This window comes from Protofrankia sp. CiP1_Cm_nod2, assembly GCF_920664355.1.
Taxonomy (GTDB): Bacteria; Actinomycetota; Actinomycetes; order Frankiales; family Frankiaceae; genus Protofrankia.
On sequence record NZ_CAKKTL010000012.1, the window covers coordinates 1036 to 24658 of the forward strand.

Annotated in this window: 25 protein-coding genes; 23 read left to right on the forward strand and 2 right to left on the reverse strand. The window is 70.7% G+C overall.

The window, feature by feature from the left end:
• The 17 genes from rho to NBW84_RS02440 all read left to right on the forward strand — a co-directional run.
• Positions 1-1281 (forward strand): transcription termination factor Rho (gene rho, locus NBW84_RS02360; protein ID WP_250281260.1); only part of this gene is annotated, 1281 nt, incomplete at its 5' end.
• 176 nt (positions 1282-1457) lie between these two features.
• Entirely contained in the window at positions 1458-1697 is a 240-nt protein-coding gene (gene rpmE, locus NBW84_RS02365) for a 50S ribosomal protein L31 (RefSeq protein ID WP_250281262.1), read from the forward strand.
• Positions 1698-1919: 222 nt separating this feature from the next.
• Positions 1920-2990, forward strand: a complete 1071-nt coding sequence (prfA, locus tag NBW84_RS02370) for a peptide chain release factor 1 (protein WP_250281263.1) — start codon at positions 1920-1922, stop codon at positions 2988-2990.
• Positions 2987-4111, forward strand: coding sequence for a peptide chain release factor N(5)-glutamine methyltransferase (gene prmC, locus NBW84_RS02375; protein ID WP_250281265.1), 1125 nt, complete (start codon positions 2987-2989; stop codon positions 4109-4111). Before prfA ends, prmC begins: the two co-directional genes overlap by 4 nt.
• Positions 4108-4764 (forward strand): L-threonylcarbamoyladenylate synthase, encoded by a 657-nt coding sequence (locus NBW84_RS02380; RefSeq protein ID WP_250281267.1) that lies wholly within the window; start codon positions 4108-4110, stop codon positions 4762-4764. The genes prmC and NBW84_RS02380 overlap by 4 nt, the downstream gene beginning before the upstream one ends.
• A gap of 38 nt (positions 4765-4802) precedes the next feature.
• A complete protein-coding gene (gene glyA / locus NBW84_RS02385; RefSeq protein WP_250281268.1) occupies positions 4803-6059 on the forward strand; it encodes a serine hydroxymethyltransferase in 1257 nt (418 codons plus the stop codon).
• Between the two features lie 20 nt (positions 6060-6079).
• Positions 6080-7189: an MraY family glycosyltransferase gene (locus NBW84_RS02390; RefSeq protein ID WP_250281270.1), complete on the forward strand. Its 1110-nt coding sequence runs from the start codon at positions 6080-6082 to the stop codon at positions 7187-7189.
• Positions 7186-7626, forward strand: coding sequence for a hypothetical protein (locus tag NBW84_RS02395; RefSeq protein ID WP_250281273.1), 441 nt, complete (start codon positions 7186-7188; stop codon positions 7624-7626). Before NBW84_RS02390 ends, NBW84_RS02395 begins: the two co-directional genes overlap by 4 nt.
• Positions 7623-7892 (forward strand): AtpZ/AtpI family protein, encoded by a 270-nt coding sequence (locus NBW84_RS02400; RefSeq protein WP_250281274.1) that lies wholly within the window; start codon positions 7623-7625, stop codon positions 7890-7892. Before NBW84_RS02395 ends, NBW84_RS02400 begins: the two co-directional genes overlap by 4 nt.
• Positions 7893-8402: 510 nt before the next feature.
• Positions 8403-9269 carry a F0F1 ATP synthase subunit A gene (gene atpB, locus NBW84_RS02405; protein ID WP_250281276.1) on the forward strand — a complete coding sequence of 289 codons (867 nt, stop codon included), beginning with the start codon at positions 8403-8405 and terminating at the stop codon, positions 9267-9269.
• Between the two features lie 64 nt (positions 9270-9333).
• Complete coding sequence (locus NBW84_RS02410) at positions 9334-9579, forward strand: F0F1 ATP synthase subunit C (RefSeq protein ID WP_250281278.1); 246 nt, start codon at positions 9334-9336, stop codon at positions 9577-9579.
• Positions 9580-9594: 15 nt separating this feature from the next.
• Positions 9595-10185 (forward strand): F0F1 ATP synthase subunit B, encoded by a 591-nt coding sequence (locus NBW84_RS02415; RefSeq protein ID WP_250281281.1) that lies wholly within the window; start codon positions 9595-9597, stop codon positions 10183-10185.
• Positions 10186-10188: 3 nt separating this feature from the next.
• Positions 10189-11034, forward strand: a complete 846-nt coding sequence (locus NBW84_RS02420; RefSeq protein ID WP_250281283.1) for a F0F1 ATP synthase subunit delta — start codon at positions 10189-10191, stop codon at positions 11032-11034.
• A gap of 77 nt (positions 11035-11111) precedes the next feature.
• Positions 11112-12764, forward strand: a complete 1653-nt coding sequence (gene atpA / locus NBW84_RS02425) for a F0F1 ATP synthase subunit alpha (RefSeq protein ID WP_250281285.1) — start codon at positions 11112-11114, stop codon at positions 12762-12764.
• A 3-nt stretch (positions 12765-12767) separates the two neighbouring features.
• Complete coding sequence (locus NBW84_RS02430; RefSeq protein ID WP_250281287.1) at positions 12768-13664, forward strand: F0F1 ATP synthase subunit gamma; 897 nt, start codon at positions 12768-12770, stop codon at positions 13662-13664.
• A 329-nt stretch (positions 13665-13993) separates the two neighbouring features.
• The gene (gene atpD / locus NBW84_RS02435) at positions 13994-15436 is read left to right on the forward strand and encodes a F0F1 ATP synthase subunit beta (protein WP_250281289.1); all 1443 of its coding nucleotides are present in this window, start codon (positions 13994-13996) and stop codon (positions 15434-15436) included.
• A 36-nt stretch (positions 15437-15472) separates the two neighbouring features.
• Positions 15473-15742, forward strand: coding sequence for a F0F1 ATP synthase subunit epsilon (locus NBW84_RS02440; RefSeq protein WP_250281291.1), 270 nt, complete (start codon positions 15473-15475; stop codon positions 15740-15742).
• Between the two features lie 93 nt (positions 15743-15835).
• On the opposite strand, the gene NBW84_RS02445 is transcribed toward NBW84_RS02440, so the two are convergent.
• On the reverse strand, positions 15836-16408 hold the full coding sequence (locus NBW84_RS02445; RefSeq protein ID WP_250281292.1) for a cob(I)yrinic acid a,c-diamide adenosyltransferase: 573 nt from the start codon (positions 16406-16408) through the stop codon (positions 15836-15838).
• A gap of 410 nt (positions 16409-16818) precedes the next feature.
• Between NBW84_RS02445 and murA the strand changes: the two genes are divergently transcribed.
• Positions 16819-18135: a UDP-N-acetylglucosamine 1-carboxyvinyltransferase gene (gene murA, locus NBW84_RS02450; protein ID WP_250281295.1), complete on the forward strand. Its 1317-nt coding sequence runs from the start codon at positions 16819-16821 to the stop codon at positions 18133-18135.
• Positions 18136-18172: 37 nt separating this feature from the next.
• Here murA and NBW84_RS02455 read toward each other — a convergent pair whose 3' ends face one another.
• Positions 18173-18601 (reverse strand): hypothetical protein, encoded by a 429-nt coding sequence (locus tag NBW84_RS02455; RefSeq protein WP_250281296.1) that lies wholly within the window; start codon positions 18599-18601, stop codon positions 18173-18175.
• Positions 18602-19007: 406 nt separating this feature from the next.
• Here NBW84_RS02455 and NBW84_RS02460 point away from each other — a divergent pair, with 406 nt between their 5' ends.
• The 5 genes from NBW84_RS02460 to NBW84_RS02480 form a co-directional block, all read left to right on the forward strand.
• Positions 19008-19352 (forward strand): STAS domain-containing protein, encoded by a 345-nt coding sequence (locus NBW84_RS02460; protein ID WP_250281297.1) that lies wholly within the window; start codon positions 19008-19010, stop codon positions 19350-19352.
• Between the two features lie 171 nt (positions 19353-19523).
• Entirely contained in the window at positions 19524-20141 is a 618-nt protein-coding gene (locus NBW84_RS02465; protein WP_250281298.1) for a hypothetical protein, read from the forward strand.
• Between the two features lie 58 nt (positions 20142-20199).
• The gene (locus NBW84_RS02470) at positions 20200-22236 is read left to right on the forward strand and encodes a protein meaA (protein ID WP_250281300.1); all 2037 of its coding nucleotides are present in this window, start codon (positions 20200-20202) and stop codon (positions 22234-22236) included.
• Between the two features lie 152 nt (positions 22237-22388).
• Positions 22389-23012 (forward strand): HD domain-containing protein, encoded by a 624-nt coding sequence (locus NBW84_RS02475; RefSeq protein ID WP_250281326.1) that lies wholly within the window; start codon positions 22389-22391, stop codon positions 23010-23012.
• A gap of 201 nt (positions 23013-23213) precedes the next feature.
• Positions 23214-23623 (forward strand): DUF6328 family protein (locus NBW84_RS02480; RefSeq protein ID WP_250281301.1); only part of this gene is annotated, 410 nt, incomplete at its 3' end.

Below are 23623 nucleotides of genomic sequence, written 5' to 3' on the forward strand. Positions count from 1 at the left end.
CGGGCCCAGCCCGACCGGGGCGAGACGAGCCGCGACGACGACTTCGCTGGAGGGAACCGGCGCAACCGCGGCCGCTTCCGGGAGCGTGGCCGTAACCGTGGCCGCCAGGGCGGCTTCACCGAGTCGGAGCCGGTGGTCCGCGAGGACGACGTGCTTGTGCCGGTCGCCGGCATCCTCGACGTCCTCGACAACTACGCGTTCGTGCGTACCAGCGGCTACCTGACCGGCCCGACCGACGTCTACGTGAGCCTGGCCCAGGTCCGCCGGCACGGTCTGCGCCGCGGTGACGCGATCACCGGGGTGGTCCGGGCGCCGCAGGAGGGCGAGCAGCGGCGGGACAAGTACAACGCGCTGGTCCGGCTGGACACGGTCAACGGCCTGGAGCCGGAGGAGGCGCGCGGCCGTCCCGAGTTCACCAAGCTCACCCCGCTCTACCCGCAGGAGCGGCTGCGCCTGGAGACCGAGCCGCAGCTGCTGACGACCCGGGTCATCGACCTGGTGATGCCGCTCGGCAAGGGCCAGCGCGCGCTGATCGTCAGCCCGCCCAAGGCGGGCAAGACGATGGTGCTCCAGGCCATCGCGAACGCGATCACCACGAACAACCCGGAATGCCACCTGATGGTCGTCCTCGTCGACGAGCGTCCCGAAGAGGTGACCGACATGCAGCGGTCGGTCAAGGGCGAGGTGATCGCCTCGACGTTCGACCGGCCGCCGTCCGACCACACCAGCGTCGCCGAACTGTCCATCGAGCGGGCCAAGCGGCTGGTGGAACTGGGTGAGGACGTCGTCGTCCTGCTCGACTCGATCACCCGTCTCGGCCGGGCGTACAACCTGGCCGCGCCGGCATCCGGCCGGATTCTCTCCGGTGGTGTGGACTCCACCGCGCTCTACCCGCCGAAGCGCTTCCTCGGCGCCGCCCGGAACATCGAGAACGGCGGCTCGTTGACCATCATCGCCACGGCGCTGGTGGAGACGGGCTCGACGATGGACACAGTGATCTTCGAGGAGTTCAAGGGCACTGGCAACGCCGAGCTCAAGCTCGACCGTAAGATCGCTGACAAGCGGGTCTTCCCCGCGATCGACGTCAACCCCTCCGGAACCCGTCGGGAGGAGATCCTCCTCGCACCCGACGAGTTGGTGATCATGCACAAGCTGCGTCGGGTCCTGCACACCCTGGAGTCCCAGCAGGCGCTGGACCTTCTGCTGGACAGGCTGAAGCAGACGCGGACGAACTACGAGTTCCTGATGCAGATCGCGAAGACCACCCCGGGCCAGGACTGAGCCGGGCCAGGACCTGAGCCGAGGCGGACCGTCCAGGGTCCCTGTGACACCCCCGCGGGATGCCCGCCCCGAGGGCGCGCCCGGCTCTGGCAGACTGGAGTGTCGACACCCGGCACCGGTTCACGCCCTCGTTCAGGGGACAGGGCGACCCGGCGGCCATTTCGGGAAGAAGGATCATGAGGGCTGACATTCACCCGACGTACCACGAGACCACGGTCATCTGTACCTGTGGCTCCACGTTCACGACCCGTAGCACCAAGTCGGACGGTGTGATCCACGCGGAGGTCTGCTCCCAGTGCCACCCGTTCTACACCGGCAAGCAGAAGATTCTCGATGTCGGTGGCCGGGTCGAGAAGTTCGAACGGCGTTTCGGCCGCCGCCGTCCCGGTGACAAGCCGGGCACGACGGCCAAATAGCACTCCGCGGCCAGGCGGGCGGCCAGACGGCACGCCGCGGAGGCCGGACAGCGCGCGCCCGTGCCATACCGGTGATGGCACGGGCGCGTTCCGTCCCGGCTGCGGCTCGGCCCAGCCACGCTTACAGTTCGACGTTGAGAGCACCCGGGAACAGCGCTGTCCGGCCCGTGACGCCCGGCGCCGCTCGCCGATCGAACGCCCCAGAACCAGGAGACGCCCGAAATGACCACTCCGCTCGACGCTCTGCTCACCGAGCACGCCGAGCTGGAGAGCCGGCTCGCCGACCCGTCGGTACACGCCGACCCGGCGCTGGCCCGCAGCCTCGGCCGCCGATACGCGGAACTGACCCCGGCGGTGGAGACCGCCCGCGAGCTGGACCGGGTGGCCGCGGATCTGGCGACGGCCCGCGAGCTCGCCGCCGAGGACGCCTCGTTCCGCGCGGAGGTCGCGGAACTGGAGGCCGAGCAGGAGACACTGCGTAACAGACTGCGCGCCCATCTGGTGCCCACCGACCCGGACGACGCCCGGGACGCGATCCTGGAGATCAAGGCGGGCGCCGGCGGTGAGGAGTCGGCCCTGTTCGCCGGCGACCTGCTGCGGATGTACCTGCGCTACGCCGAACGCCGCGGCTGGCGGACCGAGATCCTTGACGCGAACCCCAGCGACCTCGGCGGCTACCGGGACGTGAGCGTGGCGGTGAAGGCCGGCCGGGGGGGCTCCGAGGGAGTCTTCGGGCGGCTGCGCTTCGAAGGCGGGGTCCACCGGGTGCAGCGGGTGCCGGTCACCGAGTCGGCCGGGCGCGTCCACACCTCGGCGGCCGGCGTCCTGGTGCTGCCCGAGGCGGCGGAGGTCGAGGTCGACATCGACCCCAACGACCTGCGGATCGACGTGTACCGCTCCTCCGGCCCCGGTGGGCAGAGCGTCAACACGACGGACTCGGCGGTGCGGATCACCCACCTGCCCAGCGGGCTGGTGGTGTCCTGCCAGAACGAGAAGAGCCAGCTGCAGAACAAGGAGTCGGCCCTGCGCATCCTGCGGGCCCGGCTGCTGTCGGCGGCCCGTGAGCGGGCGCAGGCCGAGGCGTCGGCGGCGCGGGCGAGCCAGGTCCGCACGGTGGACCGCTCCGAGCGCGTCCGTACCTACAACTTCGCCGAGAACCGGATCAGCGACCACCGGGTCGGTTACAAGGCGTACAACCTCGACCAGGTGCTCGACGGTGAGCTCGACGACGTCCTCAACGCGCTGGTCGCGGCGGACCTCCAGGCCAGGCTGTCGGTCGGGGTGGCGACGTGACCTCCGCCGCGCCCGGCCCGGCCCGGCCCGGTGCTCGGGCACAGACACCTGCGGCGCACCCTCCTCACGCCCCGTACACCTCACGCACCTCGCGCGCCTCGTACCCGCCGGGCCCGCACCCGGGCGCCGAGCCCGGCCCGGACCCACGGGCCGAGATCGACGCGGCGGCCGCGGTACTGTCCGCGGCCGGGGTGGCCAGCCCCCGGGCGGACGCGGAGCAGCTTGCCGCCCACGTCACCGGCGAGCCCCGCTGGCGGCTGGCGCTGACGGCCACGATGACCCCGGCCGAGCGCGGCCTCTTCCACGACCTGGTGGCCCGCCGGGCCGCCAGGGTGCCGTTGCAGCACCTGGTGGGCACGGTCGGGTTCCGCTATCTGACCCTGGCCGTCGGCCCGGGTGTGTTCGTGCCCCGGCCGGAGACCGAGACGGTGGTCGGCCAGGCCATCGACACCGTCCGCGCGGCCGGCTGGGACAGGCCGGTCTGCGTGGACCTGTGCACCGGCTCCGGCGCGATCGCCCTCGCGCTCGCCGACGAGCTGCCGGGCGCGCGGGTGCACGCCGTCGACAGCGACCCGGACGCGCTGCTGTGGGCGAAGCGTAACGTCGTGCTCACCGGAAGAGTGCTGGCCGTGCACCACGCCGACGTGGGGATCGACCTGTCCGGCGGTGCCGCGTCCCGGCCCGGCCCGTCGGACGCCCCGGGCGTCCCGGGCGTCCGGAGCGTCCCGGCCGTCACCGACGTGCTGGCGGACCTGCTCGGCCGGGTCGACCTGGTGGTGAGCAACCCGCCGTACCTGGGCGACGACGAGCGGGGCACGCTCGAGCCGGAGGTCGACGATCACGACCCGCCGGCCGCCCTGTGGGCCGGGCCGGACGGCCTGGCCGGCGTGCGCGCCGTCGCGGCGGTGGCGGCCGAACTGCTCCGTGACGGTGGCCGGCTGGTGATCGAGCATGCCGACCGGCACGGCTCGGCGGCCCCTGCCCTGCTGCGGGCGCACGGTCACTGGGATGATGCCCACGACCATCAGGACCTGACCGGACGGGACCGGTTCGTCACGGCGACCCGCCGGGCCCGCAGTAAGCCGGGCCCGGCCCAGGGGACAGCAGGGGAGGAGCGGTGAGCAGACGCTACGACTGCACGGACCCCGAGACACGGGGGAGCGGCCTGGAGGCGGCCACCCGCGCGGTCCGGCACGGCGGCCTGGTGGTGTTACCCACCGACACGCTGTACGGCATCGGGGCCGACGCCTTCGACCAGGTCGCGGTCCAGGCCCTGCTCACGGCCAAGGGCCGCGGGCCGGAGATGCCCGTGCCCGTGCTGATCGGTTCGTGGCGCACCCTCGACGGCCTGGTGGAGCGGGTGACCCAGCAGGTCCGTGACCTGGTGCGGGCGTTCTGGCCGGGTGGGCTCACCCTGATCGTGCGGCACGCGCCGTCGCTGACCTGGGATCTCGGTGACGCCCGGGGCACGGTCGCGGTACGGATGCCGCTGCACCCGGTGGCGATCGAGCTGCTCGGCCGGACCGGCCCGATGGCGGTGTCCAGCGCCAACATCAGCGGCCGGCCGCCGGCGACCACGGCCGACGACGCGCTCGCCCAGCTCGGCGACTCCGTCGAGGTGTACCTGGACGGCGGGCCCTGCGCGCTCGGCGTCGCCTCGACGATCGTCGACTGCACCGATGACGTCCCGCGGGTTCTGCGGGTCGGCGCCGTCGGCCTGGCGGCGCTGCGCGCGATCGTCCCATCACTTCGGGTACCCGCCGCGGTGGACTGACGCAGCACAGTGAACCGACACAGCAGGAGAGGCAGCTTATGAGCACCCCGTTCTGGGGCCCGGACTTCGACCAGCTCCACGCCGAGGATCCCGAGATCGCCGGTGTCCTCCTGGACGAACTGGACCGGCTGCGAGGCGGGCTCCAGCTCATCGCCAGCGAGAACTTCACCTCGCCGGCGGTGCTGGCGGCCCTCGGGTCGACGTTGTCGAACAAGTACGCCGAGGGATACCCCGGCCGCCGCTACTACGGCGGATGCCAGGTCGTGGACCGCGCGGAGGAGATCGGTATCGCCCGGGCGAAGGAGCTCTTCGGCGCCGAGCACGCCAACCTGCAGCCGCATTCGGGGGCGCAGGCCAACTTCGCGGTGTACGCGGCGCTGCTGGTGCCTGGTGACACCGTGTTGGCGATGTCCCTTCCGCACGGCGGTCACCTCACCCACGGTAGCCGGGTCAACTTCAGCGGCAAGTGGTTCAACGTCGCCGCGTACGGGGTGCGCGAGGACACCGAGCTGATCGACTACGACGAGGTGCGCGACCTCGCCCGCCAGCACCAGCCCAAAATGATCATCTGTGGCGCCACCGCCTACCCGCGGCTGATCGACTTCGCCGCCTTCCGGTCGATCGCGGACGAGGTCGGGGCCTGGCTGATGGTGGACGCCGCCCACTTCATCGGCCTGGTCGCGGGCGGGGCCATCCCGAGCCCGGTGCCCTACGCCGACGTCGTCAGCTTCACCACCCACAAGGTGCTGCGCGGCCCGCGGGGCGGGATGATCCTCTGCCGGGAGGAGCTCGCCCAGCGCATCGACAAGGCGGTCTTCCCCTTCAGCCAGGGCGGCCCGCTCATGCATGCGGTCGCGGCCAAGGCGGTCGCCCTGCGGGAGGCCGCGACCCCCGCCTACCAGGACTACGCCCAGCAGGTGATCCGTAACGCCCAGGCGCTCGCGGACGCGCTCGCCGCCGAAGGGGTGCGCCCGGTCGCCGGCGGCACCGACACCCACCTCGCCCTGCTCGACCTGCGCGCGCTCGGGGTCACCGGCAAGGAGGCGGAGGCCCGCTGCGACGCCGCCCGCATCACGCTGAACAAGAACGCGATCCCGTACGACCCACAGCCCCCCGCGGTCTCCTCCGGGATCCGGGTGGGTACCCCGGCGGTGACCACCCAGGGCATGAAGGAGGGCGAGATGAAGGACATCGCCGCGCTCATCGCCCGTGTCATCGGCGACCCCGGCTCGGCCGCCGACGTGGCCGCCAGCGTCACCGCCCTGACGGCCCGGCACCCCGTCTACCCTCGGTAAGAAGCGGGTGCGTCAGAAGATTGCGGGAGTATCTGCTCGTCTTCGCCGTGTCGGCGGCGATCACATTTTTGTGCACGCCGGCCGCGCGGTGCTTCGCGGTCCGGATCGGCGCGGTCGCCGGTGTCCGGGACCGTGACGTCCATGCCGTGCCGACGCCACGGCTGGGCGGCCTGGCCATGCTCGCCGGGCTGGCCGCCGGGCTGCTCGTCGCCGACCAGCTCCCGTTCCTCTCCGCGGTCTCCGCGGACTGGGCCGAGCCGCACGCGGTGCTGGTCGCCGGCGCGCTGATCTGCCTGCTCGGCGTGGTGGACGACCGGTGGCCGCTGGATCCGGTGACGAAGCTCGCGGGCCAGGTCGTGGCTGCCGGGGTGATGGTGCTGCTGGGCATCCAGTGGTCCTTCGCGGTGAACCCGGACAGTGACACGACCTTCAGCCTCGGGCCGGAGACGGCCGTGCCGCTGTCGATCCTCGCCACGGTGATCCTGGTCAACGCCATGAACTTCATCGACGGGCTGGACGGTCTTGCCGCCGGGGTCGCGGCCATCGCGGCGGGCGCCACGTTCTACTTCGCCTACGAGGTCGCCGTTATCAACCACTTCTCCCGGGCCGCGCCGGCCGCGCTGCTGGCCGCCGTCACCGCCGGTGTGTGCGTCGGCTTCCTGCCGCACAACTTCAACCCGGCGCGGCTGTTCATGGGGGACTCCGGCTCGATGCTGGTCGGCCTGCTCTCCGCCGCCTCCATGATCTCGGTGACGGGCCAGGTGGCCTATGGCGGATATGCTGGGCCGTCCCGCTCCCTGCCGTCCCTGATCCCGTTGGCCATCCCGTTGGCGGTGCTCGCAGTGCCCTTCATCGACCTGGGGCTGGCGGTGGTCCGCCGGACCAGGGCCGGCCGGTCCCCGTTCGCCCCGGACAAGATGCATCTGCACCACCGGATGCTGGAAATCGGGAAATCCCACGTCCGGGCCGTGCTCATCATGTACTTCTGGGCGGCGCTGCTCGGTTTCGGCGGGGTCGCCGCGTCCTTTGCCCGGCAGCCGCTGCCGATCCTCGCCACCGTTGTGGGCCTTGGTCTCGCGGGGCTGCTGGTGCTGTTGCTGGCCGGTCAACGATCCGCGCGGCGCGCATGATCACCGCCGCTGGACGGACGATCAGAACCGGTCTGCTGGTGCTCGCCGCTGTCGCGGTCCCGGCGCTGCCGGTCGCCGGCTTCGCCCGTGGCGCGGACGGGCTCGCCGCCGTCGCCGCCGGTCTTGCTCTTGTCGGGTTGTTCTTCACGGCGAGCAAGGTCGCGATAAGCGTTGTCGCCCGCCGGATGCGGGCGATGGTGCTGCCCGCGGCGCTGGGCACCTATCTGCTAAAGGTCATTATTCTGGGTGTTCTGCTGGTGGCTCTGGAGGGCTCCGAGGACGTCGACCTGATCGCCTTCTCCTGGGCCGTCCTGGTGGGTGTTCTCGGCTGGGTCGGTGCCGAGCTGTGGGTGGCCACCCACACCCGGGTCCCGTTCTACGACCCGGACACCTTCCGCGGGCAGGGCGACTCCCCACGTGACACCCTGAATACGTGAGCGACGCCGAACACACCCCCGGGGACGCCGGAAACAGCTCCGGCGCGGGTGGTGGGCCGCGTCGTCCGTACCGGCCCGGCCTGATCTCCGGCGAGATGTGGAGCGCGTTCGGCACGCTGCTCGCCGGTACCGGCTTCTGGGGGCTGGTCGGCTACGGGATCGACCGTGTCACCGGTATCGGCACGGTCTTCCTGCCGGTGGGCGTTGTCGTCGGGATGGGGGCCTCGATCTATCTTGTGATCTATCGGGCGATGCGGCGCCAGTGACCCCGGGCCCGGCGGTGCGGATGCTTCCCGGGTGTACACCGGTCATGATCGATAGTCCTTTGGCCCGCCGGGCAGGCGCGGACTGCTGCGCTGTGTGATCACATGGATCCGTAGCGTCCATCCTGGGGCGCCGACAGGAAACGTTCGGGTGCCGTTTGTGTGAACGGGCGAGTGAGCAACCTCTGCTCGGCCCGGACTTGATGCCGATGGCGCCGGGGTGTGGATAGTATCGCCAGTGTCGAGTGTTGGCTTGCTGACATCCGGTGTGAGTCGTATCTCTTGGCGGTCCTGTCAGTTCATGATCATAGGGTATCGATAGATGGTCGTGCCTGGCGGCTGGCTGCGTCCGGTGATCGTCATGTCTGGTATGCCAGGTGCCCGAGTGGGATGCGACCCGCGCCGGGCATGGCTGTCCGCTTGGACCAGATAGGGTGAGCCCATACCGCCGCCGGTACGGCTGCGTCTCTTTTCCGCTGGTGAGAGTGTATTTCGATCTTGGAGGTGTACGTCGTGCCGGTCCCCCCGGTCCTCGCGGACGAGGGCTTCCACGGCCCGACCAAGGAGGTGTTCCAGACACCCCACTGGTTCGACGTCGATCTCGGGCCGGTCGACTTCTACCTGAACAAGGGGACCGCTCTGGGGATCTTCGCCGCGCTCGTCGTCGGTGTGGTCTTCTGGCTGGGTTTCCGGCGCGCGACGGTTGTGCCACGCGGGCTGCAGAACGTCTGTGAGTCCATCTACGACTTCATCGACATCTCGATCGCCCGGGACGTCATCGGGGAGAAGGGGCGGACATACACGCCCTACCTGGTGGTGCTGTTCAGCTTCGTGCTGATCTCCAATGTGCTTGCGATCATCCCCGGCGCCCAGTTCCCGCCGACCTCGCGGATAGCGGTTCCGATCGTTCTCTCCGCCATCACCTACGTGCTGTTCAACCACGCCGGTATCAGGACCGCCGGCGCCCGGGCGTATTTCGGCCACATGGTCAATCCGGCGCCGTCGGCACCCTTCCCGGTCAAGCTGCTGCTCGGGCCGATCGAGCTGCTGTCGACCTTGGTCGTACGCCCGTTCACGCTGGCGGTCCGGTTGTTCGCGAACATGTTCGCCGGCCACATCCTGTTGCTGGTGTTCTCGCTCGGCGCGGAGTACCTGCTGCCGAAGCCACCTTTCGTCTTCGGTGTCGCCTCGTTGCTCATGACGATCGTGCTGACCGGCTTCGAGCTCATCATTGACTTCCTGCAGGCGTACATCATCACGATTCTCACGGCCGCCTTCATCGGCGGCGCGCTTGAGGAGCACGGGGACGAGCACGACAGCTCGCACCCGGCCGACCAGGTGCCCGCCGTCAGCGGCGCGTCCGCCGCGGCACACGCATAAGGTTCGGACACCCCGATCAGCACCGCGGCAGGTCGCGGTGCCCGACTGGAAAAGGAATAATGACATGGCAGACACCACTGTGGTGCTTGCTGCTGCCGACCAGGTGAGCGGCTCTCTCGGCGCGGTGGCCTACGGCCTCGCGGCCATCGGGCCGGGCATCGGTATCGGCCTTATCTTCGGGCTGGGCGTACAGGCCATCGCCCGGCAGCCAGAAGCCGAGCAGGTCGCTTTCCGTTACATGATCATCGGATTCGCGCTTGCGGAAGCACTCGCCCTGATCGGTTTCGTCGTCCCGTTCGTCTTCCCCTAAGCCGGGGGAGACACCGTGGCTATCACGACACTGCTGCTCGCGGCCGAGGAGGGCGCCGGGCACTCGGACGAGAACGTCCTCGTCCCGCCGCTGAACGAGCTGCTCATCGGCACCCTGGCCTTCGGCCTGCTGGTGGCCTTCTTCTTCTGGAAGGTCTACCCGCAGATCAAGCGGACCTACGCCGAGCGCAGCGACCGTATCGAGGGCAGCCTGGCACGCGCCGAGCGCACCCAGCGGGATGCCGAGGACCTGCTGCTGTCCTACCGCCGGCAGCTCGCCGAGGCCCAGGACGAGGCGGGGCGCATCCGCCAGGACGCCCGTGAGCAGGGGCAGCAAATTCTCGACTCGCTGCGCGCGCAGGCCGGCGAGGAGGTCGCCGAGATCAAGGCCCGTGGCGAGGCACAGCTCGCCGCCGAGCGGGCCCAGGTCGTCGCCCAGATCCGGCGCGAGATCGGCGAGATCGCACTTGAGCTCGCCACCAAGATCGTCGGTCACGAGCTGCAGCGGGACGACCGTCAGCGGCAGCTCATCGACGACTTCATCGCCGGGCTGGAGCATCCGGCGGACGGCACGACGGTCCCGGCGCCGGCCGGCCCGGGAGGCTGAGCCGTGGACGGATCCAGCCGTCGTTCACTGGCGGTGGCGCGGGCTCGGCTCGACGAGCTGACCGCGCTCCCGCCGCCGGGTACCGCGACCGGCTCGCGGCCCGCCCCCAACCTCGCCCGGCTCGCGGACGACCTCGACGGGGTGGTGGACCTGCTCGACCGCGAGCTGGTCGTCCGCCGCGCGCTGACCGATCCGGGCATGCCCGGATCGGCCCGTTCCGAGCTCGCGGCCAGGCTGTTCGGCTCGAAGATCTCGCCAACGGCACTGGAGATCGTGCAGGTCGCGGCGGCCGGGCGCTGGGCTCGGCCGCTGGACCTCCAGCAGGCGTTGGCCGAGCTCGCCGTCGAGGTCCTGCTCGCGCAGGCGCAGCGCAACAACGTCCTGGACGACGTCGAGGACGAGCTGTTCCGCTTCGGCCGGCTGCTCAACCGGACGCCGGAGCTGTCGCTGGCGCTGAGCGCCCCGGCCGCCCCGGCATCGGCCAAGCAGGCGCTGGTGGCCAGGCTGCTGGACGGCAAGGCCCACCCCGTGACCGTCCGGCTCATCCAGCGTGCGGTTACCGAACGTTACCATGGCGACCTCGAGCGCAGGCTCGAGCAGCTCACCACGATCGCCGCGGCCCGGCGTAACCGTCTGGTCGCGGTGGTGCTGAGCGCCGTCCCGCTCGCGGGCGACCAGATCTACCGGCTGCGGACGGCGATCAGCCGTTATTTTGGCCGTGACGTGCAGCTCCAGGTGGACATCGACCCCGCTGTTCTCGGGGGCGTCGTCGTGCGGGTCGGTGACGAGGTGGTCGATGGCAGTGTCCTGCGCCGCCTCACCGACGCACGCCGGCGACTGCTGAGGTAGGGCGCTCCCGTGGACATCCAGATCTCGCCGCCCGATCTGCGGGACGTGCCCGCACCATTTGTTGAAGGACCAAAGCGATGACTGAGCTCTCCATCCGACCGGAGGAAATCCGCGCCGCCCTCCGGGACTACGTCGACTCCTACCAGGCATCAGCCGGAGAGCGCGAGGAGGTCGGCCGGGTCGTCGTCGCGGGCGACGGCATCGCGCGGGTCGAGGGCCTGCCGCACGCCATGACCAACGAGCTGCTGGAGTTCCACGGCGGGGTGCTCGGCCTCGCGCTCAACCTGGACGTGGGCGAGATCGGCTGCGTTCTGCTGGGTGAGTCCGAGCACATCGAGGAGGGCCAGGAGGTCCGCCGCACCGGCGAGATCCTCTCCGTCCCGGTCGGGGACGGCTTCCTCGGCCGGGTCGTCGACCCCCTCGGCCGCCCGATCGACGGCCTCGGGGAGATCGTCTCGACCGAGACCCGGGCCCTTGAGCTGCAGGCGCCCACGGTCGTGCAGCGCCAGCCGGTCAAGGAGCCGTTGCAGACCGGCATCAAGGCCATCGACGCGATGACCGCCATCGGGCGTGGCCAGCGCCAGCTCATCATCGGCGACCGGCAGACCGGCAAGAGCTCGGTCGCCCTCGACACGATCATCAACCAGCGCGAGAACTGGGCGACCGGGGACCCGAAGCTCCAGGTCAAGTGCGTCTATGTGGCAATCGGCCAGAAGAAGTCGACGATCCGGGACGTTCTGAACACCCTGGAGGAGACCGGCGCGCTGGCCTACACGACCATTGTCGCCGCTCCCGCCGACCAGCCGGCCGGTTTCAAGTACCTCGCGCCCTACACCGGTTCCGCGATCGGCCAGCACTGGATGTACAACGGCCAGCATGGCCTGATCGTCTTCGACGACCTGTCCAAGCAGGCCGAGGCCTACCGGGCCATCTCGCTGCTGCTGCGCCGCCCGCCGGGCCGTGAGGCCTACCCCGGCGACGTCTTCTACCTGCACTCCCGGCTGCTCGAGCGCTGCGCGAAGCTCTCGAACGAGCTCGGCGGCGGGTCGCTGACCGGTCTGCCGATCATCGAGACCAAGGGCAACGACATCTCCGCCTACATCCCGACGAACGTCATCTCCATCACCGACGGGCAGATCTTCCTCGAGACCGACCTGTTCAACCAGGGTGTCCGGCCGGCCATCAACGTCGGCACCTCGGTCTCCCGGGTGGGTGGCAGCGCCCAGGTCAAGGCGATGAAGTCCGTCGCCGGCCGGCTGCGTCTCGACCTTGCCCAGTACCGTGAGCTGGAGGCGTTCTCGGCCTTCGGCTCCGACCTGGACAAGGCGTCACGCGCCCAGCTCGACCGGGGCGCGCGCCTGGTCGAGCTGCTCAAGCAGCCGCAGTTCCAGCCGTTCTCGGTCGAGCGCGAGGTCGTCTCGATCTGGGCGGGGACGACCGGCCACCTCGACGAGGTGCAGATCGCTGACATCCGCCGGTTCGAGAGCGAGTTCCTCGAGTTCATCGACCGGGCCCGGCCGGGGCTGTTCAAGACGATCCGCGAGACCGGCAAGCTCGACGACGACACCCTCGCCGCGCTCGAGCGTCTGATCGCGAAGTTCAAGACCGAGTTCGCGCTCTCCGGCGGTCAGCCTCTGATCAACGATCCGGTGCCGGACACCCTCGACCCCTCCGAGGTGGAGCAGGAGTCGATCAAGGTGCACCGGTCGCAGCCGCGGGACGAGGACTAAGCCATGGCCGGCCAGCTCCGTGAATACCGGCGCCGCATCCGGTCGGTGCAGTCGACCAAGAAGATCACTCGGGCGATGGAGCTCATCGCGGCGTCCCGGATCGTCAAGGCCAAGGCCAGGGTGGCCGCGTCCCGGCCGTACGCGGACGAGATCACCCGGGTGATCTCCGCGGTCGCGTCGCAGACCACGGTCCGCCACCCGCTGACGACCGAGCACGCCGAGGCTCGCCGCGCGGCGGTTCTCGTGATCACCAGTGACCGTGGCCTCGCCGGCGGCTACAACGCCAATGTGCTGCGTCGCACCGGTGAGCTGCTGGAGTTGCTGCGCGCCGAGGGCAAGGAAACGGTCCTGTACGCGGTCGGCCGCAAGGCCGTCACCTACTACCGGTTCCGTGGCAGGGAGCTGGCCGGGGAGTTCACCGGCTTCTCCGAGCAGCCCGGTTACGACAACGCCAAGGAAGTCGCCGACGCGCTCATCGCGCGGTTCGTCGCGTCGAGTGAGGCCGGTGGCGTGGACGAGATCCACCTGGTCTTCACCGAGTACGTGAACACGCTGACGCAACGGCCGGCTGCTCACCGCATCCTTCCGCTGGTGCTGGAGAAGACCACCGAGCCCCCGCCCGGTGGCCCGCTCCCGCAGTACGAGTTCGAGCCGTCCGCCGAAGGCGTCCTGGACGCGCTGCTGCCGCGATACGTCGAAAGCCGGCTGTACGCGTCCCTGCTGGAATCCGCGGCATCCGAGTCGGCGGCGCGGCAGCGGGCGATGAAGTCCGCGACCGACAACGCCGGCGAGCTGATCAAGACCTACACCCGGCGGGCCAACGCCGCCCGCCAGGACGCGATCACGCAGGAGATATCGGAGATCGTCGGAGGCGCCAACGCGCTCGCTCAGGCCTCATAGGCTGAAGGCGGTGCGACGCTCTGCTCGTCGCACCGCCTTCAGGCCAGGGGAGGAAGCCTGGCCGGGAGCGGCGCGATGACGTCTGCCGCGCGGCCGGAGGCACAACGGAACTTGAAGGCGGCGCGGCCATGCCTCTCGTGTGGACGGGTCCCGAGGGAAGCACCGGCACCGACGATCATCACAACCAAAAAGATCAACAAAACCTGATGTTGCGGGCATCCACACGGAGTGGCCGGTGACTTCGGGGCACAAGTGAAACCGCCCAAAGCTGCTGGCATCCTTCAGGTAACGGCCGGTAGCCGCAGGGCACAAGTGGAACTGAGGACGCCATGACCGTCACCACCACCTCGCCCGCCGCGGCGGAGGGCAAGGCCCCTGGGATCGGCCGGGTCGCCCGTGTAATCGGCCCGGTCGTCGATGTGGAGTTCGCACCCGAGGAGATCCCCGAGATCTACCGCGCGCTGCGCGTCGACCGCACCATCAACGGACAGACCGCGACCCTCACCCTTGAGGTCGCGCAGCACATCGGTGAGAACACCGTACGGACGATCTCCATGCAGCAGACCGACGGTCTGGTCCGTGGGGCGCCTGTCCGGGACACCGGTTCGCCGATCACCGTCCCTGTCGGCAACGCCACCCGAGGGCACGTGTTCAACGTGCTCGGCGAGCCGCTGGACGTCCCCAGCGTCGACACCGACGTACGCCGGTCGATCCACGCCACGGCGCCCGCCTTCGACCAGCTCGAGTCGAAGACGGAGATGTTCCCGACCGGGATCAAGGTCATCGACCTGCTGGCGCCCTACGTCCGCGGTGGGAAGATCGGCCTGTTCGGCGGCGCCGGTGTGGGCAAGACGGTCGTCATCCAGGAAATGATCAACCGGGTTGCCAAGCAGTTCAGCGGTGTCTCGGTGTTCGCCGGGGTGGGGGAGCGCACCCGTGAGGGCAACGACCTGTTCCTGGAGATGACCGAGGCCGGCGTCATCGACGACACGGCACTGGTCTTCGGCCAGATGGACGAGCCACCCGGCACCCGGCTGCGGATCGCGCTCGCGGCGCTGACCATGGCGGAGTACTTCCGCGACGTCCAGAAGCAGGACGTGCTGCTGTTCATCGACAACATCTTCCGGTTCACCCAGGCCGGCTCGGAGGTCTCCACCCTGCTCGGACGGATGCCGAGCGCGGTGGGCTACCAGCCGACGCTGGCTGACGAGATGGGCGTCCTGCAGGAGCGGATCACCTCGACGCGTGGCCACTCGATCACCTCGCTCCAGGCGATCTACGTCCCCGCGGACGACATCACCGACCCGGCGCCGCACACCACCTTCACCCACCTCGACGCCACCACGGTGCTCTCGCGGGCCATCTCCGACCTGGGGATCTACCCCGCCGTCGACCCGCTGGACTCCAGCTCCCGCATCCTCGACGCCCGCTACCTCGGGCAGGAGCACTACGACGTCGCCCGCGAGGTGCAGCGCATCCTGCAGCGCTACAAGGACCTGCAGGACATCATCGCCATTCTCGGTATCGACGAACTGTCCGAGGAGGACAAGATTCTCGTCAACCGGGCGCGGCGCATCCAGCGCTTCCTGTCGCAGCCGTTCTTCGTGGCCGAGCAGTTCACCGGTATCCCGGGCACCTTCGTCCCGCTCGAGGACACGATCAAATCCTTCAAGAAGCTGACCGAAGGCGACTACGACCACCTCCCCGAGCAGGCGTTCTTCATGTGCGGCGGTATCGAGGACGCCGAGAAGAAAGCCAAGGAACTCCTCTGACGTGAATGATGTGACGGCAGGAAGGACGGCAGCGCGATGCCGATACGGGTAGCGATCGTCTCGCCGGAGCGGGAGGTGTGGTCAGGGGATGCCGACATGGTCATCGCCCGGACCACGGAGGGTGAGATCGGGGTGCTGCCCAGGCACGTCCCGTTGCTCGGAGTTCTCGTCCAGGGCGGTGAGGTGCGGGTCAAAATCGGTAGCGAGACCCTGACCGTCGCCGTCGACGGCGGTTTTCTGTCCGTGACCGACCAGGGCGTGAGCATTCTCGCCGAGCACGCGACCCTGTCGGCCCCCACCACCTGACCCGGACCAGCGGCAGCGAGAAGGCCGGTGGCGACGCGGAGAACCACAACCACGTCACCACCGGCCTTTGTTGCGTTGTCGGCTGTTGGGTTGTCAGCGGCCCGCGCCGGGCTGCCAGAGGACGTCGCCGCCGGGGTTGGCGACCCGGGAAAGGATGAACAGCAGGTCGGAAAGGCGGTTGAGATAGCGGACGGGCAGGGGGCTGGTGCGGTCCGGGTCGTCCGCCAGCAGGGCCCAGGCCGAGCGTTCCGCACGGCGGGCCACCGTCCGCGCGACATGCAGCAGGGCCGCGCCGGGTGAGCCGCCCGGCAGGATGAACGAGTTCAGCTTGGGCAGGTTCTCGTTGTACCGGTCGCAGGCTTCCTCAAGGCGGTCGATGTAGGCCTGGCTCACCCGCAGCGGGGGGAACGACGGGTTGTCCGCGACCGGCGTGCACAGGTCGGCGCCGAGGTCGAACAGGTCGTTCTGCACCTGGGCCAGCACCGCCCGGACGTCCTCGGGCAGGGCGCCGAGGGCCAGCGCCACGCCGATGGCGGAGTTCGTCTCGTCCACGTCCGCGTACGCGGCCAGCCGCGGGTCGGTCTTGCGGACCCGGGAGGTGTCGCCGAGCGCGGTCGTGCCGTCGTCCCCGGTCCGCGTGTAGATCCGGGTCAGGTGGATGGCCATGTCGCCACACTGTAGGCGCTCCACCGCTGCGCAGGCGCGCGAGCGGCTGTGACCGCGGGTTTTCCGGGAGGGGCGCGGGGCGCGCCGAGTGGATTCCGCGCCGCCCTCCGAGCCGCTGACCAGCGGCATCCGATCATGCCGGGCTGGTGGTTCGTCCCCGCGCCGGGCGGGCATCCCGCGTCCTTTATCGGTATTTGAACGAATTTTTCCCCATGGCGAAAACGCCCGGTACGGGAATGGCGGTCACGGGATTTCCGCGGTGGGGCGCGGGCGGGCGGGGCTTTTCTCACGGGCCGGCGGGCTGGCCCCGGCGGGACGGGCAGGGTGGGCCGGCCGGGTGCCGAGTTGGCCTTGGCGTGCCGGTGGGCCGGCCCCGGACAGCGGCCGACAAGGCCCTACCATCGACTTCTGTGGAACGGTTCGTCGCCACGGGCGGCTGTCAACTGGTCGGCGAGGTGGATGTCCCGGGAGCGAAGAACTCCGTGCTCAAGCTGATGGCCGCGAGCCTGCTGGCATACGGCCGCACGACCCTTCGCTCGGTACCCGGCATTCTTGACGTGACCGTCATGGCCGACGTCCTGCGCGCGCTCGGGGCGACCGTCGAGCGGGACGTCGTCGGGGGCTCACTGTCGATCGACGTGCCGGAGCGGCCCGTCGCCGCGGCCGACAGCGATCTCGTCCGCCGGATCCGGGCGTCGGTGGTGGTGCTCGGGCCGTTGGTCGCCCGGTGCGGTGAGGCGCGGGTGGCGCTTCCCGGCGGGGACGCCATCGGCGCGCGCGCGCTCGACATGCACGTCAGCGGGCTGGCCAAGCTCGGTGCCATGGTGGACGTCGAGTCCGGGATCCTGGTGGCCCGTTCGTCCGGCCGGCTGCAGGGGGCGTCGATCTGGCTGGACTTCCCCAGCGTCGGCGCCACCGAGAACCTGCTGATGGCCGGGGTGCTCGCCAAGGGCACCACGGTGATCGACAACGCCGCCCGGGAGCCCGAGATCGCCGATCTGTGCGCGATGCTGGTCTCCATGGGCGCGCGTCTCGACGGCGCGGGCACGTCCACGCTGGTCATCGAGGGGGTCGACGAGCTGCGGCCGGCCACGCACGACACCGTCGCGGACCGGATCGTCGCCGGCACGTTCGCCATCGGCGCGCTGATGACCGGCGGCGACGTGATGATCCGGGGCGGCCGCGCCGACCATCTGGAGATCGTGCTCGACAAGCTGACGACGGCCGGCGCCACCGTGGACACCCGGCCGGACGGCTTCCGGGTCACCGCGGAGCGCCCGCCGCGTTCGATCGACGTGGTGACCCTGCCCTACCCGGGCTTCCCGACGGATCTCCTGCCGCAGACCATCGCCCTGGAGGCGGTCAGCGAGGGTGTCTCCCTGATCACCGAGAACGTCTTCGACAGCCGCTTCGTGTTCTGCCGCGAGCTGAGCAAGCTCGGCGCGCAACTGCGCACCGACGGCCACCATGTCGTGGTGCGCCGCGGCGGCCGCCTGGTCGGCACGCACGTGGTGGCCTCGGACGTGCGGGCGGGTGCCGGGCTCGTGCTGGCCGGCCTGGTGGCCGAGGGGACCACCAGCGTCAGCGAGGTCCACCACATCGACCGCGGCTACGCCGCCTTCGTCGAGCAGCTGCGCCTGCTCGGCGCGGACATCCGGCGGGAGCCGCGTGGCGAGCCGGCCGCACGGCGGGACGGCGGGACGGCCACTGAGCGGGACGGCCACTGAGCGGGGTGACCGCTGAGGGCCGTCTCGGTCCCGTCGGTCAGGCCCAGTCTCGTTCCGTGCCGGCCACCACCGCCCGGGCCCGCAGGGAGTCCTCGGGAAACACCATGACATGCCAGGCCGGGGTGTGGTGACGTCGCAGCTTCCCGTCGGTGTTCACCTGGACCGGGCCGAGCGCGGCCGCGCCCGAGGTCGACCGGATCCCGTGCTGGCGCAGGAGCTGGCGCAGCCGGTCCGCGTCCGACGGTGTGCGCAGCGTGGCCACGGGCACCAGCATGCCGAAGTCGGCGTGCTGGAAGGGGGTGTCCGGGTTGCCGCGCGTCCGGGTCGGTGTGAAGACCCATCTGCACACCGCCACGAGTACGGCGGTGGCGGCGACGGCGATGGCCGGACCGATCGTGTAGTGCAGGCTGTTCAGTGGCACCGTCACCTCCCGGCTGTCCGGGCCGGCGGGCCGGACGGTCTTCATCGTCTCAGTGCCGCCGGCCGTGCGCAGGCGTTCGCGCGTGGGTCGCGTCGCAGTCGTAAGCGTAATCTTGGCTAAACATAGCGTTATAGTTGTTCGTATCGCGTGTTTATCTTCCCGTCACGCTGTGGTGGCCCGGTGTGTGACAGGCCCGCCGCCGTGCACATCAGCCCATCTGAACGGCCACTCTGCGACCATGGATACTGGCATTACGGACGAGGCGTCACACGCTTCGCCGCTGGTGCGCCACGGATCGGAACGGAGGGCATGGAAACCGTCGGCCGGCTACGCGGCCGGCCACGTCCGACAGCCTCTGATCGCCAGGCATGCCCTGACCACCCTCCGGGTGCCTGCGGATGCCCGAGCGGTCAGGGCGTGGATCAGGGGGGACGGGGGGACGGGAGGCCTGATGGGCAAGAACGTGACGTTTCGCAACGACAGTGGCAGGGAGCTGCAGACCGTGCGCCTGCACGGCCGGGTCGACGTGCGGACGGTCGGTGATCTGCGGATGCGCCTGCACACCGCGATCGACTGCGGCCGGGGGCGGCTGCGGGTGAACGTGGCCGGTCTGGAGCTCGCCGATCAGGCGGCGCTCGGCGTGCTGCTCGGCGGGGTACGGCGGGCCCGGCGTTCCGGGCGGTCGATGGTGCTCGTGGACGTACCCGACGATCTGGGCCGGCTGCTGTCGGCGAACCGCCTCGGACGTTTCCTCCAGGTCGAGGACGCCGACCTGTTCCATGTTGGTCATGCCTGATCCCACGTCGGTCATGCCTGATCCGCGGTGACCGGCCGCTACGCGGCGACCGGCCGGCACGCCGGGCCGGCCGGTGTGGTGGGCTGTGGCCGACCAGCGTGGACGGCGCGGAGCCCCGGTTCCGGGGCGTGGCCGTGCACCATGGGATGATGGAGCCGGCCGGGGAGGAACATGCTCGACGTCGATGCGCAGCGGCTGAACCCAGCGGATGGTCCCGCGTACCGCGCGGGCGGTGGCCGGCCCACTGACCCGCGCCGCCCGCTGGTCATCGCGGGCGCGTTCGCCGCCGCGGTCGGTCTGGGGGTGGCCATCGGCCTGGCCACGGCACCGGCGAAGACACCCGCCCCCCGGCCGGCGCCCACCGCCGCGCCCCCGGCCGAGGTGCGGCCGCCGCTGGAGCCGTCCGCCTGGGAGGGCGGCCGGCAGCCGGGCACGGCCCACCAGATGCGGGTGCGGCCGGTGGACAGACGGGCCTTCAGCGCGAGCCTCGCGTACGCCCTGCGGGAGGGCGGCGTCGCGGGGGTGGCCACCGACGACGTCGTCATACCGCAGGGAAAGCTCTTCTACGGGGCCGTCGAGGGCGTCGACAGCGCCGCCGACGAGTACTGGGCCGTGGGCCTGGCGCAGGTCGCGGGCGTCACCCCGGCCCCGCCGAACCCGCAGGTGTGGAAGCGGACGAGCGACGGCCCGTGGAAGCGGGTCGCGCAGGGCCCCAGCGCCTGCGACGGCCTGCCCACCGGCCTGTTCACCGTGTGGCAGGGGCGCCCGCCGCTCTGTTCGGGCGGCTGACGGCCCGCGCCGGTACGCTGCTGGACGTCCGACAATCCCTTCGGGAACGGGTGCGGCGATGGCGGATGCGGCACGGCAGGACCTCTCCGAGCAGGCTCGTCCCCAGCGGGACCGGCCATGGATCATCCGGACCTACGCGGGGCACTCCAGCCCGGCCGAGACCAACGCCCTCTACCGCCGGAACCTGGCCAAGGGGCAGACCGGCCTTTCGGTCGCCTTCGATCTGCCGACCCAGACCGGCTACGACCCCGACCACGAGCTCGCCCGCGGCGAGGTGGGCAAGGTCGGCGTGCCGATCGCCCACATCGGCGACATGCGCGCGCTGTTCCACGACATCCCGCTGGGCCGGATGAACACCTCGATGACGATCAACGCGACGGCCATGTGGCTGCTCGCGCTCTACCAGGTCGTCGCGCAGGAGCAGGGCGCGGACGTCGCCGCGCTCGCCGGCACCACCCAGAACGACATCATCAAGGAGTACCTCTCCCGCGGGACGTACGTGTTCCCGCCCGCGCCGTCGCTGCGGCTGATCACGGACATGATCGCCTACTCGGTGACCGAGATCCCCCGATGGAACCCGATCAACATCTGCAGCTACCACCTGCAGGAGGCGGGCGCCACCCCCGTCCAGGAGATCGCCTACTCGATGTGCACGGCCATCGCCGTGCTCGACGCCGTGGCCGCCTCCGGGCAGGTGCCGGCGGAACGCACCGGTGAGGTGTGCGCCCGGATCTCCTTCTTCGTCAACGCCGGCGTCCGCTTCGTCGAGGAGCTGTGCAAGATGCGGGCGTTCACGCGGCTGTGGGACACCCTGCTGCGGACCCGCTACGGCGTCGAGGACCCGCGGCACCGGCGGTTCCGCTACGGCGTCCAGGTCAACTCCCTCGGCCTGACCGAGGCGCAGCCGGAGAACAACGTCATCCGGATCGTGCTGGAAGCCCTCGGCGTGACACTGTCGAAGGACGCCCGCTGCCGGGCGCTGCAGCTGCCGGCCTGGAACGAGGCGCTCGGCCTGCCCCGGCCCTGGGACCAGCAGTGGTCCCTGCGCATCCAGCAGATCCTCGCCCACGAGACCGACCTGCTGGAGTACCCCGACCTGTTCGAGGGCTCCGTCGTCGTGGAGCGCCGGGTGGCCGAGCTCGCCGAGGCCGCCCAGGCCGAGATCGACCGGGTGCAGGCCATGGGCGGCGCGGTCGCCGCGGTCGAGAGCGGCTACATGAAGTCCGAGCTCGTCCGTTCGCACGCGGCCCGCCGGGTGCGCATCGAGTCGGGCGAGGACGTGGTGGTGGGCGTCAACGCCTTCACCACCACCGAGCCGAACCCGCTGCTCGCCGACCTGACCACGGCCATCCAGACGGTGGACCCGGCCGTGGAGGAGGCCGCCCGCGCCGACATCGCGGCCTGGCGGGCCGGCCGCGACGCGCGTGCCGTCGACGAGGCCCTGCAGAACCTGCGGGACACGGCGAAGACCGACGCGAACCTGATGCCGGCCACCCTCGCCTGCGCCCGCGTCGGCGTCACCACCGGTGAGTGGGCTGGTGCCCTGCGGGAGGTGTTCGGCGAGTACCGGGCCCCCACCGGGGTGTCCGCCGCGTCCTCGGTGCACGCGGGCGGCCAGCAGCTCACCGACGTGCGGGAACGGGTCGTCGCGACCGGGAAGGAGCTCGGGCGCCGGCTGAAGTTCCTCGTCGGCAAACCCGGCCTCGACGGGCACTCCAACGGCGCCGAACAGATCGCCGTGCGCGCCCGGGACGCCGGTTTCGAAGTGGTCTACCAGGGCATCCGGCTCACACCCGCGCAGATCGTCGCCGCCGCCGTGGAGGAGGACGTCCATGTCGTGGGCCTGTCGGTGCTCTCCGGCTCGCACATGGAGCTGGTGCCGGTGGTGCTCGACGGGCTGCGCGAGGCCGGCGTCGGGGAGGTGCCAGTGGTCGTCGGCGGCATCATCCCGCCGGCGGACGCCGAGCGGCTGAAGGCCCTCGGCGTCGCCGCGGTGTACACGCCGAAGGACTACGGCCTCACCGAGATCATGGACAGCGTGGTCGACGTCATCCGGGCCGCTGGCGGCCTGGGCCGACCACAGCCCACCATCTAACCCGGTTGGACTCCGAGACGCCGATTTCGCGGAGAGTAGTCGTCGCGGAAAGTAGCTGATGCCTGGTGAGAGCATCAAAGGCCTGGTGAGAGATGTTTCGCCGGCCCGGGACCGATGTGCGAGGTGGCCGGCGGGCGCGTAGCGTGCCCAGAATGGTCCCCGACACTCCGTCCCTGGACGACGCGGTGGCCCTGGCCACCCGAGCCCATACCGGCCAGCTTGACAAGATCGGCGAGGAGTACATCGGCCATCCGCTGCGGGTCATGCGGGCGGTTGCCGCCATCGCGGACGGCGCCGGGGCCGACCACGAGCACGCGCAGATGACGGCGGTGCTCCACGACGTCGTCGAGGACTCCGCGATCACCCTGGACGATCTCGCTGCGCTCGGTTACCCGCCCGCGGTCGTGGCGGCGGTCGACGCGCTCAGCCACCGCCCGGGGGAGCCGGTGGAGGACTACCTTGCCCGGGTCGCCGCCGACGATCTCGCCGTCGCCGTGAAGCGGGCGGACATGGCCGACAACAGCGACCCGACGCGGCTGATCAGGCTGCCCGCGGAGCAGGCGGACCGTTACCGGCGGCGTTACGCCGACCGGACGCGCCTGCTCGACGGCCTTGTCGCCGCCCGGCGGGCCGCCGAGACGAAGGCCGCCGCCGACGGCAGTGGCGGGAAGAGCAGCGATAAGGCCGCCGGGGGCGCCGCCGCGGAAACAGCCGGGCGGACCGGCGGAAGGGCCGCCGCCCGGGGGAGCGGCCCGCCAGCCGCGTCCTCCCCCTGACCTAGACGGCCGGCGATGCCCCCTCGCCCGGACCCTCCACAAGACAGCGCCCCGCCGGGCGCCGCCCCGCGGAACAGTGCCCCGCGGAACGGTGCCCCGCGGAACAGTGCGCCATGGGAGGACGTCCCGCTGGAGGATGCTCCGGAGCCGCGGGCCAGGCGGCTGGACCGGAACTGGAGCGAACTGCTTCAGGAGATCCGGGTGGCGCAGACCGGTGTGCAGATCCTCTTCGCCTTCCTGCTGACCCTCCCCTTCACCCAGCGCTGGGACCAGGTCACCGACTTCCAGCGGGCGCTCTACCTGGCCACGCTGCTGGTGGTCGCCGCCGCGTCCGCACTGCTGATCGGCCCGGTGGCCTACCACCGGATCATGTTCCGCCGGGGCGCCCGCGCCCGGCTGGTCGCCGCGGCCAACACCATGGCGCTGGCCGGGCTGGCCATGCTGGGCGCGGGGATCAACGGCGCCGTCCTGCTCGTCGTCGACGTGCTGATGGGCCCGCTCGCCACCGTCCTGATCTGCTCGGCGACCGCGGCGTTCTTCGTCGCGCTGTGGTGGGCGCTGCCACAGCTGACCCGCTGGGAGCTGACAGCCGCCCACGAGAACGCCCGGGA